Origin of the sequence: Pseudomonas sp. BF-R-19 (assembly GCF_019956445.1) — a bacterium.
Lineage (GTDB): Bacteria > Pseudomonadota > Gammaproteobacteria > Pseudomonadales > Pseudomonadaceae > Aquipseudomonas > Aquipseudomonas fluorescens_BH.
This window is the reverse complement of sequence record NZ_JAHBDN010000047.1, coordinates 1-16,682: the sequence shown is the minus strand read 5'-3', so window position 1 is coordinate 16,682 and position 16,682 is coordinate 1. Positions and strand designations below refer to the sequence as shown.

Genomic DNA, 16,682 nt, shown 5'->3' with positions numbered 1-16,682 from the left:
TTCGGTCACAGCGAGCACTCCAGCATGAACCCACGCTTACTATTGGCGCTGACGCCCCTGTTGTTCACCTCCATGGCGCTCGCCGTGGACTACGACAATGCCAGCGACCAGGCGACGATGAACCAGTGCGCGGCGCAGCAGAATGCGGCCGCCGACAAGGAATTGAATGCGCTGTACCAGCAGATCACTTCGCGACTCAAGAGCAACCCGGACAGCAAGAAGCAGTTGGTGGGTGCGCAGCGAGCGTGGGTTGCGTTCCGCGATGCCGAGTGCAAGTTCTCGGCGTCCGGGGTGAAAGGCGGGAGTGTGTATCCGCTGATCTACAGCAACTGCACCACGGAGCTGACCAAGGCACGGGTTCAGACTTTCAAGCAGTACTTGAAGTGTCAGGAGGGGGATTTGAGTTGTCCGGTGCCGGGGGTTTGAGTGTTGCAGTGTTTTTGAGGGCCCCATCGCGAGCTCGCTCCCACAGGGTTCAGTGGTGTTCACACGATAGTGATCACACTGCGAATCCACTGTGGGAGTTGCCCGGTGCCGGGGGTTTGAGTGTTGCAGTGTTTTTGAGGGCCTCATCGCGAGCAAGCTCGCTCCCACAGGGTTCAGGGGTGTTCACACAATAGTGGTCACACTGAAAATCCACTGTGGGAGCGAGCTTGCTCGCGATAGCGTCAGCTCAGGCGCCGCAATTACCGGACAAAAATCTGCGCCGTGGTAATCGCCATGTCCCCGCCCGGCAACTTGATGCTGCCCGTCTGCTTCAGGCTGTCGGCATCAAAAATCGCCACGTCGTTGAAGGTCCCTGCCAGGTAGATCTTGCTGCCGTCCTTGTTGAAGGAAATGCAGTAGTAGGAATGATCGAGCGTGGCGGACTGGAGCATTTTCTTCTGCTTGATGTCGTACTTGGCCAGGCGATTGAGCACGCCAAACATCAGGTTCGGGTCCTTGGGCGAGCGCATGCCGCTGAAGTAGATTTCGGTCAGAGGGCCGAAGTCGGTGGTTTCGGTCTTGCCGGTCTTCAGGTCGACACTGAACAGGCCGTACAGATATTCGGCGGTGGCCGGGTCCTGTTTCTTGTCCTTGAACTTCGCCGCGGTGTACAGCAGCGAGAAGTCATGCCGGTAGGTCTGCTGGTTCCACACGTAGAGCACGTCGGGCGCGCTGTAGTTCGGGCGTTTCCAGTGACGGCTGGGGATCAGCACGTCGAACTTGCCGGTTTGCACATTGACCTTGTAGACGTCCGCCCCGGCCACGTACAGCGTGCCGTCGTCACCGCTCTGCATGATGGTCAGCTGGCGCGGCGCCGGGAAACTGCGCACCGGCTTGGCGTCCATGCCGGCGTCGGTCTTGTACACGTCGAGTCGTGGCTGCTGCACTTCGTAGCGGTCGTTCATCATCAACGTCGGGTTGGCGACGGTGTACAGTTCCTTGCCGTCGTGGCTGACCGTGAAGGCGAACATGGACTTGGCCTTCTCACCCGGCTTCTGGGTGATGCTGGCGTGGAACACCTGCTTGCAGTTGTCCAGTTCGACACCGTAGACATCCGCATAGTGATTGTTCAGCACGTAGGCGGTCTTGCGATCCGGCGACAACTGCACGGAGCCGGGACCGAAGGCGTCGGGCATCTTGCAGGTCTTGAACAGGGTGTCGGTGGCCAGGTCGATCACGTGCAGGTTGTTCGGGTAGTTGGTGGTCACCATGTATTCGTGACCGACTTGCAGCGCGGTGTTTTCATCGGCCAGAACACTGACAGAACAGCTGCTCAGGACGGCGAACGCGGCCAGGCCGCAGGCTTTGATGTTACGCATGCTGGAATCCTTCTTCTGTGATCACTTGTCTTTGGGGAAGACAGTGCCGAGGTTGCGCCAGTTGTCGTTGGACGCCTGGGCATCCTTGTTCCAGTCCGGGTAGGTGCTCATCATGTCGGGCACCTGGGCCGGCCACCAGCAGGGGTCGGAGCAACCGTAGAGGTCGGCCTCCATCGGCTGGCACAGCGACGACACACCACCGAACGCATCGATTTCCCAGCCCGGGTCGGTGGTCGAGGCGCAACCCGCCACGGAACTCATGGCCACCACTTCTTCAATGCGGTTTTCATCCGCGGCCTGATCCAGCTTCAACGCTTTGTTATTGATTGCCTTGAGATGTTTCATATCAGTGAGCCTTGCGCGGAGTGATGTAGCTGCTGATGAACGCAGGGTTATTGGCCATGATCCGGGTGTAGACCTCGATGCCGAAGTCGACCCAGTCACGCATCAGTTCGCAGTAGTGATAGGTCGGGTGGGTCGGGTCGCCGTAGCGGGCGTAGCTCTCGTGGTAGCAGCCGCCGGAACACAGGTTGCGGATCTGGCAGTCCTCGCAGCCGGTGTTGGTGCGGTCCAGGCGCTGGGACAGGAAGTCGTTCAACTCCACCTGTTTCACACCGCTGTGGACGTTGCCGAAGGTCGGCAGGCTCGAACCGGTAAAGCGGTGGCACAGGTTCAGCTCGCCCTTGTGATCCACCGCCAGCATCTTCAGGCCCGCGCCGCATGGCAGGGCTTTCTTGTGGCCTTCGTGGATGTCGGTGATGAGTTGGTGCAGGTTGGAGAAACCGATGTTGCGGTGCTCCAGCGCCGCTTCCAGGTAACGACGACCGAGGGCCTTCATGTTGGCGAACACCTGCACCAGTTCATCGCTGGTGAGGTTGAAGCTGCTGATGTCGCCGGAGGTCACCGGGGCGAAGCCGACTTCGGCAAAACCCAGTTCGTTGAACAGGTGATCCCAGATGGTTTCGACGTCGGTCACGCCGGTGGTCAGGGTCACCCGCGCCCCCACCGGACGGCTGTTGTAGCGCGACAGCAGCATCTCGGCCTTGCGCCGCACCACGTCATAGGTGCCCTGCCCGCCCACGGTGATGCGGTTGCGGTCGTGCACGGTCTTCGGCCCGTCGATGCTCACCGACAGCCCGAAACGGTGGGCGTTGAGGTAGTCCACGGTTTCTTCGGTGAGCAGCGTGGCGTTGGTGGTCATGACGAATTCGACGAACTTGCCCGCCTCGCGAAAACGCTTCTCACAGTAGTCGACCATGTACTCGATCAGCTTGCGGTTGCTCAGCGGTTCGCCGCCGAAGAACACCACGGTGAAACGCTCTTCGTCCGGGGATTCGCGCAGCAGCATTTCCACTGAGGCAATCGCCGTTTCGACGTCCATCTTCTTGCCCGCCGACGGCTTGTCGAGGTCTTCCTTGTAGCAATACGTGCAGCTCAGGTTGCAGCCGGTGTTGACGTTGAGCACCACGGTATTGATTGCCGTGCGCTCGACCCGCTTGGTGGCGATGTCCGGGGTCAGCGGCGAACCGTCGCTGACCAGTTCCAGGGCCATCAGTTCGCGCAGGGTCTCGGTGATTTCCTCGCCGTTGAAACGCGCGGCCAGGCGCTGGATCAGGTCGTCCGAGGAGCAGCCGGGCCCGCGCAAGGTATCGATGATGGTGCCCGTCAGTTCATCGCTGGCGAACAGCGAACTGCTGGGGATGTGAAACAGCATGCGGTCGGCATCGACCTGCACTTCGTGCAGGTTGCGTTCGACCAGATTCAAGATAGCGCCCATTGCCAACCTCCTGTGCAGGCTCCGCTTGGCGGGGCTTGCGGTCATTCCGAAAAGTGTCTGTAGCCTTGAAGCTGTGTTAAGCCAAGGACAGCCAACTCATGGAATGGGTGGATTGTTCCAGCGTTGCACGGTCACGATCAGGTGGCCTTCGCCTGTCAGGGATTTCCCTGCGTCGTCGACGGCGGCGATCACCTTGAGGTTGCCGGCATTGTTGGTGGACATCTTGCGAGCCGGGTTCGGCCCGGCATCGCCCGGGGTGAACACGCCGGTGTCGGCCTGCATGGTGCCGGCGAACTTGACGTCTTCGTCTTCCTTGGCGCGGTCGTCGAAGGCTTCGACTTTCCACTGCGCCGGGAACACGCCGATGCGATACGGCTTGCCGTCAGCGCCCTTGCCCCAGGCTTCCGCGTCGAAACGGCCCTGGACTTTCGGCGTCGAACCACCGCCCTCGCCGATCCGCGCCACCGAGAATTCCGGCACAACCTTGACCGCGGCGATCTTGCTGTATACCGACAGGCTTGGGCCTTTCAACGCGCCGACGCTGACCGCGCGCACGCCCGGTTGGGCATTGGCCGCAGCCTTGAGCTTGACCTTGATCCGCTCGGGGCTCTGCTCGACCACTTCGACTACTTCCACGCCTTTGCCGAAGTCCGGCTTGCCGGTCAGGCCGCTACCGATCAGGGTCACTTCGGTTTCGCTGCCAGCCTTCACATAGCCCGGCTGCACGGCGAGCAAGCGGTTGGAGCCCTGCTTGGCGGCAATGAAGTCCAGACCGCGCTCGTCGTGCTCGGCCTCGAACATCCGGCCCTGCATCGCATTGCCCTGGGCGGCGAACACCTGGCGCATGGTCACGCCATCGATGGTCACGTTGCCGCGCCATTCGTAGCCGGTGTAGAGAATCGCACTGCCGTCGCCATTGAACGGGGTGCCGTCGGCGTACTGGCCTTTGACGCTGACCTTGAAGGTGTCGCTGCCATCGGCACTCACGGTCATGACACCGGCCAGTTCACCCTTGCCCGGCAAGTGGCCGCTGAAGCTCCAGTCGCCCACCAGGGTCTCGGCTTTCGGCGCCGCGCTCTGCCATTTTTTCCAGGCCGGGTTGTCCAGCGGATAACGCTTGGCCAGCAGCGGCACCATCTCCTTGCGGGCCATATCGAACCAGTCGCGGTCCCGGGACAGCGCCTGGTATTCCAGCGACGGCCACTGACCGAGGTGGAAGTTCACCAGGCGTTCCCACTCCTGGGCCGGACGCCGTTGCAGGGCGACCCGCGCACCGGAGTGGCAGCGGCCGCACATCTGACTGGTCTGGTCGTCGAACTGCTCGACGGTATTGAGCCGGCGCTCCAGCGCATAACGCACGCCGTCGGTTTCGCTCGGCGCCAGGCCCTGGGTGTCGGCCAGGTACTTGACCAGCGTGCGACGGTCGTCATCGCTGATCTGCAAACCGTGCATGGTCTGCATGCGGGCGATGCTCATCAACCAGCCTTCCGGCGTTTTGCGCTGGTGGCTGATGCGGCTCAGGCCGTTATCGGCTTCGGGGGTGTGACAGCCCTGACAGGTTTCCTTGAGGATGGTCTGGGCGTCGCGGGCTGCCAGGCTATGAGGCGAATGCAGCGCTACACAAGCGGCTACGGCCAGTAGGCTGGCGCTCATGCCTGATCGGAGTTTTCTCTTCATCAACGTCGAACCTCGCACGGTGCGTTCTTATTGTTGTGGCTTATCGTTTTTATGGTTTCTGCCGCCGGCGTTGATCCGCTGACGGAGGCAAGAGAAACGTCTGCGATGAGCAATACACGGAGCGTGCCAGCTTATGAATATCTCAATGAATCAATGATTTGCCGGTTAATACCGGCTTTTTGCCAATGGCTGGATCTACGTTCCTCGTTTAATTTCGCGACAGCTGTTGCAACCTGAGACAAGCATAGTTCTGCTCTCTGTGAGAGCGAGCCTGCTCGCGATGGACGTCAACGATAACGCGGGGTGTCTGAATGCCTTGGTTGTCTGGAGGTTTTTCGCGAGCAGGCTCGCTCCTACAAGGGTGTACTGATGTCTCACGTCGTCGCAATTTGCGACGCTTGCCCACGCCGAGGCCATTCGAAAAACAACCCGCAAGCCCGCCCGTTCGGGCTCGAAACAAAGAAATCAACAACTGGCACAGCCATTGCGAAAGACCTCGCCACACGAACAAGACGAGGTTTCATCATGTCGCTCCCAAACCTGCTTCCCGCCACTTCGGCATTCATTCAGCGCGCCCCGCGCATGCTCATCGGCGGTGACTGGGTCGAGGCCGCCGACGGCCAGACCATGCCCCTGCACAACCCGGCCACCGGTGCGGTGTTGTGCGTGGTACCACGAGCAACACCGGAGGATGTCGACCGCGCGGTGCTCGCCGCCCGTCAGGCGTTCGACGATTCGGCCTGGACCCGCACCCGTCCCCGGGAGCGGCAGAACCTGCTATGGAAACTCGCCGACCTGATGCAGCGCGACGCCGAGTTGCTGGCGCAGCTGGAATGCCTGAACAACGGTAAAAGCGCGGCGGTGGCCCAGGTGATGGACGTGCAACTGGCTATCGACTTTCTGCGCTACATGGCCGGTTGGGCGACCAAGATCGCAGGTTCTACGGTTGACGTGTCGGCACCGCTGATGCCCAACGACCAGTTCCACAGCTTTATTCGACGCGAAGCGGTAGGCGTGGTCGGCGCCATCGTTGCCTGGAACTTCCCGCTGTTGCTGGCCTGCTGGAAACTCGGTCCGGCCCTGGCCACCGGCTGTAGCGTGGTGCTCAAGCCCGCCGACGAAACCCCGCTGACCGCACTGAAACTCGCCGAACTGGTGCTGGAGGCTGGTTACCCCGAAGGCGTGTTCAACGTGGTCACCGGCACCGGCATCACCGCCGGCTCCGCCCTGACTCATAACCCATTGGTGGACAAGCTGACCTTCACCGGCTCCACTGCGGTGGGCAAACAAATCGGCAAGATCGCCATGGATTCCATGACCCGGGTCACCCTGGAGCTGGGCGGCAAATCACCGACCATCGTCATGGCCGACGCCGACCTGAAAACCGCCGCGGCCGGGGCCGCCAGCGCGATCTTCTTCAACCAGGGTCAGGTCTGCTGCGCAGGCTCGCGGCTGTATGTGCAGCGCAAGCACTTCGACAATGTGGTGGCGGACATCAGCGACATCGCCAACGCCATGAAACTCGGCAACGGCCTGGACCCGAGCGTCGACATGGGGCCGTTGATCTCGGCGCGGCAGCAGGAGCGCGTCTATGGGTACATCGAAAAGGGCCGGGAAAGCGGCGCGACCATCGCCTGCGGCGGTGAGCAGTTCGGCCCGGGGTTCTTCGTCAAGCCGACGGTGATTGTCGACGTCGATCAGAAGCACTCACTGGTGCAGGAAGAAATCTTCGGGCCGGTGCTGGTGGCGATTCCGTTCGATGATGAGGCCGATGCATTGCGCATGGCCAATGACAGTCCGTATGGGTTGGGCGCGAGCATCTGGTCCAATGACCTGGCGGCGGTGCACCGGATGATTCCACGGATCAAGTCCGGGTCGGTGTGGGTCAACTGCCACAGCGCCCTGGACCCGGCGCTGCCGTTCGGCGGCTACAAGATGTCCGGGGTCGGGCGTGAGATGGGGTATGCGGCGATCGAGCATTACACCGAGTTGAAGTCGGTGTTGATCAAGTTGTAATAGCGGCGTTCTTAAGGCCGCCATCGCGAGCAAGCTCGCTCCCACAGGGGATTTGTGTACGACGCAAACCACTGTGGGAGCGAGCTTGCTCCGGGCGGCGATCCGACGATGAGGCCGGTCCAGACAGCTCAAATCTCAGGGTTTGAATCCCTGAGCCAACAACCAACTCCTGATCATTCTTCCCTGTTCAGTGGTTAACCCGGCCAACACCTGCTCAGCCGGTTCACTGCGCAACCGCCGCACCAACGCCGCCACCTCAACCCCATGCACATGCCAGATCCCCAACGGCTGATCCACCGTGATCACCACTTCGGCCTCATCGACCAGCCCATCACGCAACACCGGCGCCCGCTCAATCCTCAGCGCATTGAAATCCGCCTCGGCATGGGCCACCTCGGCGTCCGGCCAGTTTCGTCGTGCCTGCCAGAACGGCTGATCCAGCCAGCGTTGCTCATCGGCATAAAAATCCCGGCCGATCCGCGCAAATCGCAAAAACAACTGTTCCACTCGCTGCTGGTGGAAACGCTGGGCCAGAGTCGCCCGCTCGGGTTTGCACAGCAGCGTGTTGATCACTGCCGGCGCCTGCAACGCCGAAGACAAGGACTGAAAGATCCCGTTGCCCGACAACGGGTCGACCGCCATTGCCGCATCGCCGACCCGAATCCAGTTGTCGCCACACACCTGCGGGCTGAGAATCGCCGTGCTACTGCGGGCGTGCAGCTGTAGATCCGCTTCCGTTTCGCCAGCAAAAAATGCCGTGGCCAGCGTCGAACCCTGGCGCCGCTGCCTGCAGTATTCGAGCAACATCGCCTTGCCCGGCAATCCGGCGCTGGCCACGTCCGCCGTCCATTGCCAGTAACACTGACCGTCGGCGCGCCGCGCCATCCATGCCCAGCCATCCTCGAGGCTTTCCACGGCGCTGGCGGTGCTGCCCGGCGAACCCTGCCAGCGATTGAGCAGGCTGACGGTCTCGGGGCCACGCAAGCCTTTGCCGATAGCGGGAGCCTGACGTCCTCGGGCTTCCACGAGAAACGGCGCGAGCAACGGTTCGCGGCCGTCGATTTCGATTCGATGACCATTGGCCGATGACTGAACCGTCAGCACCCGGCCTTCGATCAGCTCGACCCCCGCCAGGCGCAAATCCTCGCGCAGGCCTCGGTCAAACAGCGGACGGTCAAGCAAGTATTCGATGTTCTGCGCATGGTGCTGGCCATTCCACGAGACCTGGCGTTGAGAAGGCAGCGTCGCCTGCGCCAACGCCTGATGCAGGCCCGCGCCGCGCAAAGCCTCGAGAACCCGCACGGACACGCCTTCGAGCGCGGCAAACCGGCGCCATTCGCTGATCAGCGTGACGTCATGGCCCAACCGTCGTAGTCCCAGTGCGACGGCGGCACCGGCCGGTCCCGCGCCAAGAATGACGATGTCGGTCATGGCCCGAAGCGCCGTTCAGGGCCACGGTAACGGGCATGGTCGCGCAACCACTCGATGACTTGCGCATTGCTGGCGTCAGGCTGTTCGGCGAGGAACCCGGCGATGTGCCCGCTCAAGGCGGCACAACCGAGGCTCGCCCCGGATTGCCCCGGGTAGGTGCCGTGCACACAGGCGGCGAAATCCGCCTGGGCGCTGTTGAGCCACGACCATTCCTGCTCGGCGCACCGCGCATCGCCGGTCACCCGCAAAACCTGTGGATAGTTCGCCGGAAACACCCCTTCCCCCTGGGCCGGGCTCGACGCACACAGCAGCACGCCCCGCGCCACCGCCGCCGCACAGGCCGCGCGCAGCAGGCTGCGATCCTGGCGCAGGCCAAGGCTCAAATTGATCAGTCGCACGTCCTGTGTCAGCAGCCAGTCAATCGCCGTGGCGATCTGCAAGGCGCTGGTGACACCCCGCTGGTCGAACACCTGCGCCACGCAAAACAGCGCCGAGGGTGCACGCCGGCCGATCGCTTCGATCACCGCACTGCCATGCCCCAGCGGGTCGTCGCGCAAGTCGCCCTCGGCCAGGCCGTCTTCTAGCAATGAAAAGCGCCGACCGGCGATCACTTGCACCCGTTGTGCCGCCGAGTGACCGCTGTCGACTACACCAATGCGCAACTCAGGTTTCATGCAGCACCGTTTTCGAGGTCAGCACGCCGTCGAGCAACTCGAAGCGCAGATCGGCATCGGCCAGGGTTGAGGGGCGATGGCTGATCAGGATGCGCGTACGCCCGGCGAACAAGCGGTCGATGGCGTCGATGACCTCGCGCTCGGTGGCTTCATCCACCGCGGAAGTGGCTTCGTCGAGCACCAGGATCAAAGGGTCTTGCAACAGCGCCCGGGCAATCGCGATGCGTTGTTTTTGCCCACCGGACAACTGCTGACCGCGTTCGCCCAATGGGCTGTCGAGGCCTTCGGGTAACAACTCGATCAGGCTGTCGAGTTGCGCCAGTCGCGCCACTTCGGCAATCGCCTCGCGGCTGGCGTCCGGAACCGCGTAAGCCAGGTTGTCGGCGAGGCTGCCGCGAAACAGCACGATGTCCTGGCTGACGATGGCGATGCGTCGACGCAACTGGAACAGGTCCAGTTCGCGCAGATCGACGTCGCCCAGCAGTACCCGGCCCGATTGCGGATCGTGATGACGTTGCAGCAGGTCGATCAGGGTGGATTTACCCACGCCCGAGCCACCGCTGAGGGCCACTTTCATACCGTAGGGAATCCGCGCTTCGATGCCGCGCAGGGTCGATTGGCGGCCGGGATGGGCGAAGTGCACGTTGTCGAACCAGAGATCGCCACCAGTGGGCATCGCCCGTGGCGTGGCGGGCGTCAGCACGGTCGGTTGTTCGCCGCGTAGCTCCATGACCCGGCCGAGGCTGACGGTCATCCGCTGGATCGCGACGTAGAGCCCGAGCAAGCTCTGCACTGGTCCCACGGCCATGCCCAGGTAAGTGGAAAACGCAATCAGGGCGCCGAGTTGCCAGGTGCCCTGCACCACCCAGTAACCACCGATCAGGAATGCGCAGGCCCGGGACAGCGAGGTCAGGGTACCGGGCACGGCCTGGGTGAAAAATTCGGTGACTTGCAGGCGCAGCAACTGGCTCATGTAGCCCTGCCCCAGCGTCTCGAGGCGCCGTGCTTCGCGCTGTTGCTGGCCGGCGGACTGGATGAACTTCATCACCGGCAGCGTCTCGACCATGAACGACGACATGTCTGCCGAACGCTCGCGCAACTGCCGCACATCGCGCTCGACCTTGCGCCGCATCCAGCGCAGCCACAGGACATCGAGGGGAATCAGCACCAGGGCCAGCAGCGATAACTTCCAGGACAGGGTCAGCAGCATCGCCACCGCTACCACCAGGCCGATCACGCTGGACACGGCCGAAAACATCGAGTCCACAGCAAAGCGCTGGATTTCCGCGACGTCGCCATCGAGGCGCGACATCAGGTCGCCGATGCGCCGCTGGCCGTAAAAGCCCGGCGACAGGGTTTGCAAATGCCGGTACAGGTCATCGCGCAGGGCAAACAGCATGCGCCCGGACAGTCGCGTGTGCAGGTAGCGGTTGATGCCCGAGAGCACCGTGCCCAACAACCCGGCAACGATCATCAGCCCGGCAATCAACACCAGCATCGGGAAGTTGCGCGCCAACAGGCCATCGTCGATCAGCAGTTTGGTCAGCCACGGCTGCACCAGCACCAGCGCCGAGGCGCAGACCGACAAACCCAACAGCCCGGCAATCGCCAGGCGATGGGGTCGCACAAAGCTGTACAGCCAGCGCAGTGACGCTTGCAGGGCCTCGGGGTTCTGGTTGTCGATCAGCCGAACGATCAGGCGCTGCATCACGAACGCAACTGTTTGAGCTTGCGATACAGGGTCGCGCGGCTGATGCCCAGGGCGTCGGCGGCGGCCGAGACGTTGCCCTGGTGCGTGTCCAGGGACTGACGGATCAGCTCCAGTTCGTTTTCCCGGATGCTGCCGGCCTGGGGCCGTTCGCTGGCGGTCAACTCATCGAGCATGCTGTCGGGCAAGTGGTCGAGGGTCAGCACAGTGTCACCCGGTTCGCGCATGGCCAGCGCGGTGCGCAGGACCATCTCCAGTTGGCGGATGTTGCCCGGCCAGTGATAGCCGCTGAGCAAGCGATTCAGATCATCGTGCAGGACCACGGTGGGTGCGCCCAGTGTCGTCAGCAAGCGAGTGACCAACGCGCCGAAATCCTCGCGCTCGCGCAGGGCCGGGAGCATCACGCTGATGCCGTTGACCCGGTAGAACAGGTCCTCGCGAAAGTGTTTTTCTTCCACCAGACGCTTGAGGTCGCGGTGGGTGGCGCAGATCAGCGCGACGTCGATGTCCTGCTCTTCGCCAGCGCCCAGGGGCGCGACCTTGCGATCCTGCAGCACCCGCAATAGTCGGGCCTGCAAGGCCAATGGCATGTCGCCGATTTCATCTAGGAACAGGGTGCCGCCGTGGGCCTGCTGCAGCCGTCCGACCATGCCGCCCCGGCGTGAGCCGGTGAACGCGCCTTCGCGGTAGCCGAACAGTTCGGACTCGATCAGGCCTTCGGGAATGGCCGCGCAGTTCACCGCCACGAAGGGTTTGTCGCAGCGCGCTCCGGCCATGTGCAGGGCGCGGGCGATAACCTCTTTACCGGTGCCGGTTTCGCCCAGCAACAGGACTGGCAATTCATTGGCCAGGCCTTGACGGGCCATGCGCAAGGCTCGGGCGTAGCGCGTATTGCTGCCGGCCAGCGCTTCCAGATCCGGTTGCGCCTTGGCGGGTTTCGCCGCAGTGCGCGGCGGGTTGCTGAGGTTGATCGAGCGTTGCGGCGCGCGCAGGGTCTTGTAGAAGAATTCACCCTTGGCGGTTTGCAGGCTACCAGCCCCACCCTGATGCAGACGCGCCAACAACTGCAGGCCGTCGACGCCGAGAAACTCTTCGCAGCGCCGACCGACCAGGGCCGAACGCTCGGCGTGGAGCAACTGGCAGGCCTGGGCACTGACCGCCAGGATCTGCCCGCCGAGGCTCACGGCCAGCAGGCCTTGCCACGGGGATTCCAGGTATTGCCTGCGGCTGTGGAAGGCCAGGACGATTTCGTCCGGATAACTGGCGTTGAACACCCGGCTTTCGATCTGGCTGACCGCCATGGCCAGCAGCGCAGTGCTGTCGTGTGCGCGGCCGAGGGGGCCTTCGCGGGTCAGGTCGAGGACGCCAAGAATGTCGCCCTGGGGGCAATGGATCGGCACCGAAGTGCAGGAAAAATCACTGAGGCGATCCAGATAATGTTCGCCGCAATCGATCAGGGTCGGCCGGGCTTCCACCAGTGCCGTGCCGAGGGCGTTGGTGCCGCGAACGGCTTCGCTCCAGCAGGCGCCGAGGGTGATGTCCTGCAGGCCACTGCCCTTGAGACGGTCGGCGCGGCCTTCGACGGCGAGGATGGTGGCGTCGGAGTTGGCGAGGATGATCAGCCCTTCCTTGCCCTGACGCTCGGCCAGGTAATCGATGGCCGGCAGCGCGGCGTCGATCAGCAAGCGGTTGCTGGCCAGCAACACGTCGAGGCTGGCACTCGATTCCAGCGCCAGCTCATGCTTGGCATTGAAATGCACGCCATGGCTCAGGCTGCGTCGCCACGAGGCATCGATTTCCGCTCGCAGGACGCCATCCGGCACTTCGCCTTCCAGGTGCAGCTTTTCCCGGGCCAGCCGGGCTTCGCGATGCAGTTTGGGGGAGTTTGTTTTTATTGGCGTCATCAAGCGCTCCGGGTCATCCACCCTGCGCCTTCATACGTCGGCGCCCTGGAGCAATCTTTACGTTAACGTAAGGGCTGTGGCAAGTGCCGTAGGGCGCTTGTGTTCCGTCAGGTGGGTCGTGTCATCATTCTTCGCGAGCAAGCCCGCTCCCACAGGTTTCGCGTCGTCCACAAATCTGCGGCTCAACTCCGTTAATTGTGGGAGCGGGCTTGCCCGCGAAAGCGATCTTCCAGACACCCAAGATCTCAGAGTTGCCACACCTCAGGGTTCACAAATAACGCCTTGGCATTATCCTCCAGACTCTCCAGGTGATACCCGCCCTCCTGCACAATCAGGCACGGCAACCCGAGGCTGCGAATCCGCTCACCAAGCACGGCAAACCCCTCGCGGGTCACGGCCACCTTGCTTTGCGGGTCCAGTTCGAAAATATCGAAGCCCAGGGACAGCACCAGCACCTCGGCGCCAAAGTCCGTCACCGCCTTCAGCGCTACCTCCAATTGCTCGAGGAAATCCGCCTCGCTGGCGCCATGGGCCATCGGCAGGTTGAGGTTGAAACCCTCGCCCGCCCCGACACCGCGCTCTTCGGCAAACCCTGCGACGCCCGGATAGAAGTTGGTCGGATCGCCATGCACCGAAACGTAGAGCACGTCGTCACGGTCGTAGAAAATTTCCTGAATTCCCTGGCCGTGGTGCATGTCGGTATCCAGCACCGCTACCCGCGAAAAACCGGCGCGCAATACCTGCGCCGCCACCGCCGCGTTGTTCACATAACAGAAACCACCCGCCGCTTCCGCCCGGGCGTGATGACCCGGTGGACGGCACAGGGCATAGGCTGCCGGCTCGCCATCGAGCAACGCCCGGGCCCCGGCGATGGCGCTTTGCGCCGACCAGTAGGCCGAGCGCCAGGTCTGCTCGCCCACCGGGCAACTGCCATCGGCCAGATAGCGCGCCGCTTGCGCGAGAATCCCGCGCAGGGCATTGGGTTCACGGACAAAGATATTCGACATCACCTCGTCGCCCCAATCCTCGGGAATTTCTTTCCAGCGCTGATGGGCTTCCTGCAAGAACGTGAGGTACGGCGCACCGTGCACCGCCAGCAGCGGATCGATCCCGGCATCGGCCGGTTGCTCAACGGCAAAACCCAACGCATGAGACGCCTGCACCAGGCGCTGCGCACGCTCCGGCACTTCCTGCGGCGTACGCATCTGGCCACGGGAGTAGTAACTGCGTGGATGGTGGAGCAATTGTTCTGGGTGGAAAAAACTGCGCATGGGCTGAATACCTGTCAGTTGAGAAAAAAATGCGACGAACACAAGCCTGTGGCGAGGGGGCTTGCCCCCGTTCGACTGCAAAGCAGTCGTAAAACCATCGCATGCGGTGCACCTGACTTAACGCGGCGACTGATTTTGGGGCCGCTTCGCGACCCAACGGGGGAGCCCCCTCGCCACAGGGTATTGCCTCGGCCGGACATTGAAGTTGATTTCCCTGGTGCGCCTTATTCGATTTTCCCGGCGCGGGCCAACACGGCGTTGAGCAGCACATCGGTGCCCTGGCGCACGTCTTCGGGCAGCACGTCTTCGGCTTCGTTGTGGCTCAGGCCGCCCAGGCACGGGATGAACACCATGGCCGTCGGGCAGTACCGTGCCAGGTGGATCGCGTCATGTCCGGCGCCACTGACGATTGATTGCTGAGCGTAGCCCAGGGCATCCACGGCCTGTTGCACCGCCGCCACGCAGTCTGCGTCGAACGGTGTCGCGGGGCTGATCCAGTGCGGGGTGATCGCCAGGTTCAAACCGCGAGCGTCGGCTATCGCCTGCAGCCGCGCACGGACCTGTTGCTCCATCGCCTCGATGGTTTCATCACGGTGATGACGCAGGTCGACGGTGAAGTTCACCAGGCCCGGAATGGTGTTGCGCGACGACTTGTTGATGCTCAACTCGCCAACCGTGGTCAGGCCTTCGGGGGCAAAGTCCGCCGCCAGGCCTTCGATGGCCTGGATCATCTGCGCCACGCCGTACAAGGCATCCTTGCGCAGCGGCATAGGCGTGGTGCCGGCGTGGGCCGCCATGCCTTCGACCCGCACGTCGAGCCAGCGAATCGCCTGGCCGCCGCTGACGACGCCGATGCTCTTGGCGTTGTCTTCGAGGATTGGCCCTTGTTCGATGTGCGCTTCAAAGTACGCATCCACCGCGCCACCCAACGGGCGCTTGCCGGCATAACCGGTGCGTTGCAGGGCTTCGGCGACGCTGATGCCATCGATGTCGCGCACCGCCAGAGCGGCGTCCAGCGCCATGATGCCGGTGAACACCGCCGAGCCGAACATCGCCGGGGTGAAGCGTGCGCCTTCTTCGTTGGTCCACACCGCCACTTCCAGCGGCTTGCGGGTCTGGATGCCCAGATCGTTGAGGCAGCGCACCACTTCCAGGCCGGCGAGTACACCGTACACGCCATCGAACCGCCCGCCCTCAGGCTGGGTGTCGAGGTGGCTGCCCATCATCACCGGGGCAGCGTCGGGATCGGTGCCGGCGCGGCGAGCGAACAGATTGCCGATGGCATCCACGCTCAGGGTCATGCCGGCTTCGCGGCACCAGTGGGCAAAGAGTTCGCGACCGGCCTTGTCCTCGTCGCTCAGGGCCAGGCGGCAGCTGCCACCACGGGCGGTGGCACCGATTTCGGCCATCGCCATCAAACTCGCCCAGAGGCGTTCGCCATTGATCTTCAACATGTGTTTCTCCAGGAAAATTCGGGGGTCAGGCCTTGGCCAGTTCCACGCGTTCAGCACTGGCATGGCGACGGGCAAGAGACAGCACACACAGCAGCGAAGTCGCGGCGATTAGGCTGTAGAACACCGCCCCGCCCCACTCGCCACCCACGGCGAACGTGCCGAAAGCGGCCATGGTGCTGAACAGTTTGTCGTCGGAGGGAAAGAACGACGCGCCGAACACCAGCACGGCGCGGCTGGGACGAAGCGGGAGGCTTCATGGGGGACTCCTTTGGTTATTTTTCTGGCAGGAGAGAAACGGCAAATCCGCGGCGCTCTGGCGGCGCCGGTCTGGGGATGATTTTTCGTTCCAGGACCATGATCAGTCAATTTTCTATTTATTATTCGAAGTATTACGCCAGCTTATAATCATAGGTAGCAGCCGAGCGCGACGTGCGGCACACAGGCCATAGGCGTCTTCGATTCCTGATGGGCAATTGAATGGAAGGAGAAAGGGAGGGCATCCATTGCCCTCCCCTCCGCTGTCCACGCTCCTTGCGACAGTACTGACCAGGACCTCAAGTGGCCAGAATGAAGTCCGTCTGATCAACGGCCGCGCTGTTGACGCCGACAAGGTGAATCGTGTCCGCCCCGATCCCTACCACCGTGTCCGCCCCGTTAGCCGTTATGGTCACGTTGGCAGCGAACGTCGCGCTGTTGATCCCCAGCGCCGTGATATTGAGCAAGTCCTGCCCGGCCGGATTGGCTCCGAAGTTCAGGATCGTATCGTTGCCGAAACCCGCGGCAGCAAACACGAACGAATCGTTGCCGACTTCGCCACTCATCACGTCGTTACCGCCACCGCCGCTGAGAACGTCGTTACCCGCCCCTCCCACGATTATGTTGTCGAGCCCGTTGCCGGTGCCCGCGAAGTTGCCGCTGCCGCCGAAAAACAGATTTTCGACGTCGGCACCCAGCGTGTAGCTCGC

14 protein-coding genes are annotated in these 16,682 nt (G+C 62.8%); 2 read left to right on the top strand and 12 right to left on the bottom strand.

All coding sequences use genetic code 11. The features are described 5' to 3' along the window. Positions 1-24 precede the first annotated feature (24 nt). Positions 25-426, top strand: coding sequence for a lysozyme inhibitor LprI family protein (locus tag KGB28_RS11565; RefSeq protein WP_223445045.1), 402 nt, complete (start codon positions 25-27; stop codon positions 424-426). 260 nt (positions 427-686) lie between these two features. On the opposite strand, the gene peaD is transcribed toward KGB28_RS11565, so the two are convergent. The 4 genes from peaD to peaA all read right to left on the bottom strand — a co-directional run bounded on the left by peaD (position 687) and on the right by peaA (position 5,259). Then, positions 687-1,805 (bottom strand): quinohemoprotein amine dehydrogenase subunit beta, encoded by a 1,119-nt coding sequence (gene peaD / locus KGB28_RS11560; RefSeq protein WP_223445043.1) that lies wholly within the window; start codon positions 1,803-1,805, stop codon positions 687-689. Positions 1,806-1,826: 21 nt separating this feature from the next. Then, positions 1,827-2,150: a quinohemoprotein amine dehydrogenase subunit gamma gene (qhpC, locus tag KGB28_RS11555; protein ID WP_008016081.1), complete on the bottom strand. Its 324-nt coding sequence runs from the start codon at positions 2,148-2,150 to the stop codon at positions 1,827-1,829. A gap of 1 nt (position 2,151) precedes the next feature. Next, a complete protein-coding gene (gene peaB / locus KGB28_RS11550) occupies positions 2,152-3,582 on the bottom strand; it encodes a quinohemoprotein amine dehydrogenase maturation protein (protein ID WP_008056152.1) in 1,431 nt (476 codons plus the stop codon). A 96-nt stretch (positions 3,583-3,678) separates the two neighbouring features. Continuing rightward, positions 3,679-5,259, bottom strand: a complete 1,581-nt coding sequence (gene peaA / locus KGB28_RS11545) for a quinohemoprotein amine dehydrogenase subunit alpha (protein WP_223445041.1) — start codon at positions 5,257-5,259, stop codon at positions 3,679-3,681. Positions 5,260-5,784: 525 nt separating this feature from the next. Here peaA and KGB28_RS11540 point away from each other — a divergent pair. Next, positions 5,785-7,275 (top strand): aldehyde dehydrogenase family protein, encoded by a 1,491-nt coding sequence (locus KGB28_RS11540; protein WP_223445039.1) that lies wholly within the window; start codon positions 5,785-5,787, stop codon positions 7,273-7,275. A 135-nt stretch (positions 7,276-7,410) separates the two neighbouring features. Here KGB28_RS11540 and KGB28_RS11535 read toward each other — a convergent pair whose 3' ends face one another. The 8 genes from KGB28_RS11535 to KGB28_RS11500 all read right to left on the bottom strand — a co-directional run. Beyond that, a complete protein-coding gene (locus tag KGB28_RS11535; RefSeq protein WP_223445037.1) occupies positions 7,411-8,706 on the bottom strand; it encodes an NAD(P)/FAD-dependent oxidoreductase in 1,296 nt (431 codons plus the stop codon). After that, the gene (locus KGB28_RS11530; RefSeq protein WP_223445035.1) at positions 8,703-9,380 is read right to left on the bottom strand and encodes a S8 family serine peptidase; all 678 of its coding nucleotides are present in this window, start codon (positions 9,378-9,380) and stop codon (positions 8,703-8,705) included. Before KGB28_RS11530 ends, KGB28_RS11535 begins: the two co-directional genes overlap by 4 nt. Further along, a complete protein-coding gene (locus tag KGB28_RS11525; RefSeq protein WP_223445033.1) occupies positions 9,370-11,088 on the bottom strand; it encodes an ABC transporter ATP-binding protein in 1,719 nt (572 codons plus the stop codon). Before KGB28_RS11525 ends, KGB28_RS11530 begins: the two co-directional genes overlap by 11 nt. After that, complete coding sequence (locus tag KGB28_RS11520) at positions 11,088-12,992, bottom strand: sigma-54-dependent Fis family transcriptional regulator (protein WP_223445032.1); 1,905 nt, start codon at positions 12,990-12,992, stop codon at positions 11,088-11,090. The genes KGB28_RS11525 and KGB28_RS11520 overlap by 1 nt, the downstream gene beginning before the upstream one ends. 245 nt (positions 12,993-13,237) lie before the next feature. Then, positions 13,238-14,263, bottom strand: coding sequence for a histone deacetylase family protein (locus KGB28_RS11515; RefSeq protein WP_223445030.1), 1,026 nt, complete (start codon positions 14,261-14,263; stop codon positions 13,238-13,240). A 224-nt stretch (positions 14,264-14,487) separates the two neighbouring features. Beyond that, on the bottom strand, positions 14,488-15,717 hold the full coding sequence (locus KGB28_RS11510) for a Zn-dependent hydrolase (protein ID WP_223445028.1): 1,230 nt from the start codon (positions 15,715-15,717) through the stop codon (positions 14,488-14,490). Positions 15,718-15,742: 25 nt separating this feature from the next. Then, positions 15,743-15,937 (bottom strand): hypothetical protein, encoded by a 195-nt coding sequence (locus tag KGB28_RS11505; RefSeq protein WP_223445026.1) that lies wholly within the window; start codon positions 15,935-15,937, stop codon positions 15,743-15,745. Positions 15,938-16,271: 334 nt separating this feature from the next. Then, positions 16,272-16,682, bottom strand: a 411-nt coding sequence (locus KGB28_RS11500; RefSeq protein WP_223445024.1) for a calcium-binding protein, incomplete at its 5' end; no start/stop codon positions are given.

Bases quoted from the DNA above. Each gene is read 5' to 3' on its own strand.
- KGB28_RS11510 (WP_223445028.1), bottom strand. From the start codon at position 15,717: ATGTTGAAGATCAATGGCGAACGCCTCTGGGCGAGTTTGATGGCGATG.
- KGB28_RS11565 (WP_223445045.1), top strand. From the start codon at position 25: ATGAACCCACGCTTACTATTGGCGCTGACGCCCCTGTTGTTCACCTCC.
- KGB28_RS11540 (WP_223445039.1), top strand. From the start codon at position 5,785: ATGTCGCTCCCAAACCTGCTTCCCGCCACTTCGGCATTCATTCAGCGC.
- qhpC (WP_008016081.1), bottom strand. From the start codon at position 2,150: ATGAAACATCTCAAGGCAATCAATAACAAAGCGTTGAAGCTGGATCAG.
- peaB (WP_008056152.1), bottom strand. From the start codon at position 3,582: ATGGGCGCTATCTTGAATCTGGTCGAACGCAACCTGCACGAAGTGCAG.
- peaD (WP_223445043.1), bottom strand. From the start codon at position 1,805: ATGCGTAACATCAAAGCCTGCGGCCTGGCCGCGTTCGCCGTCCTGAGC.
- KGB28_RS11525 (WP_223445033.1), bottom strand. From the start codon at position 11,088: ATGCAGCGCCTGATCGTTCGGCTGATCGACAACCAGAACCCCGAGGCC.
- KGB28_RS11515 (WP_223445030.1), bottom strand. From the start codon at position 14,263: ATGCGCAGTTTTTTCCACCCAGAACAATTGCTCCACCATCCACGCAGT.
- peaA (WP_223445041.1), bottom strand. From the start codon at position 5,259: ATGAAGAGAAAACTCCGATCAGGCATGAGCGCCAGCCTACTGGCCGTA.
- KGB28_RS11530 (WP_223445035.1), bottom strand. From the start codon at position 9,380: ATGAAACCTGAGTTGCGCATTGGTGTAGTCGACAGCGGTCACTCGGCG.
- KGB28_RS11520 (WP_223445032.1), bottom strand. From the start codon at position 12,992: ATGACGCCAATAAAAACAAACTCCCCCAAACTGCATCGCGAAGCCCGG.
- KGB28_RS11535 (WP_223445037.1), bottom strand. From the start codon at position 8,706: ATGACCGACATCGTCATTCTTGGCGCGGGACCGGCCGGTGCCGCCGTC.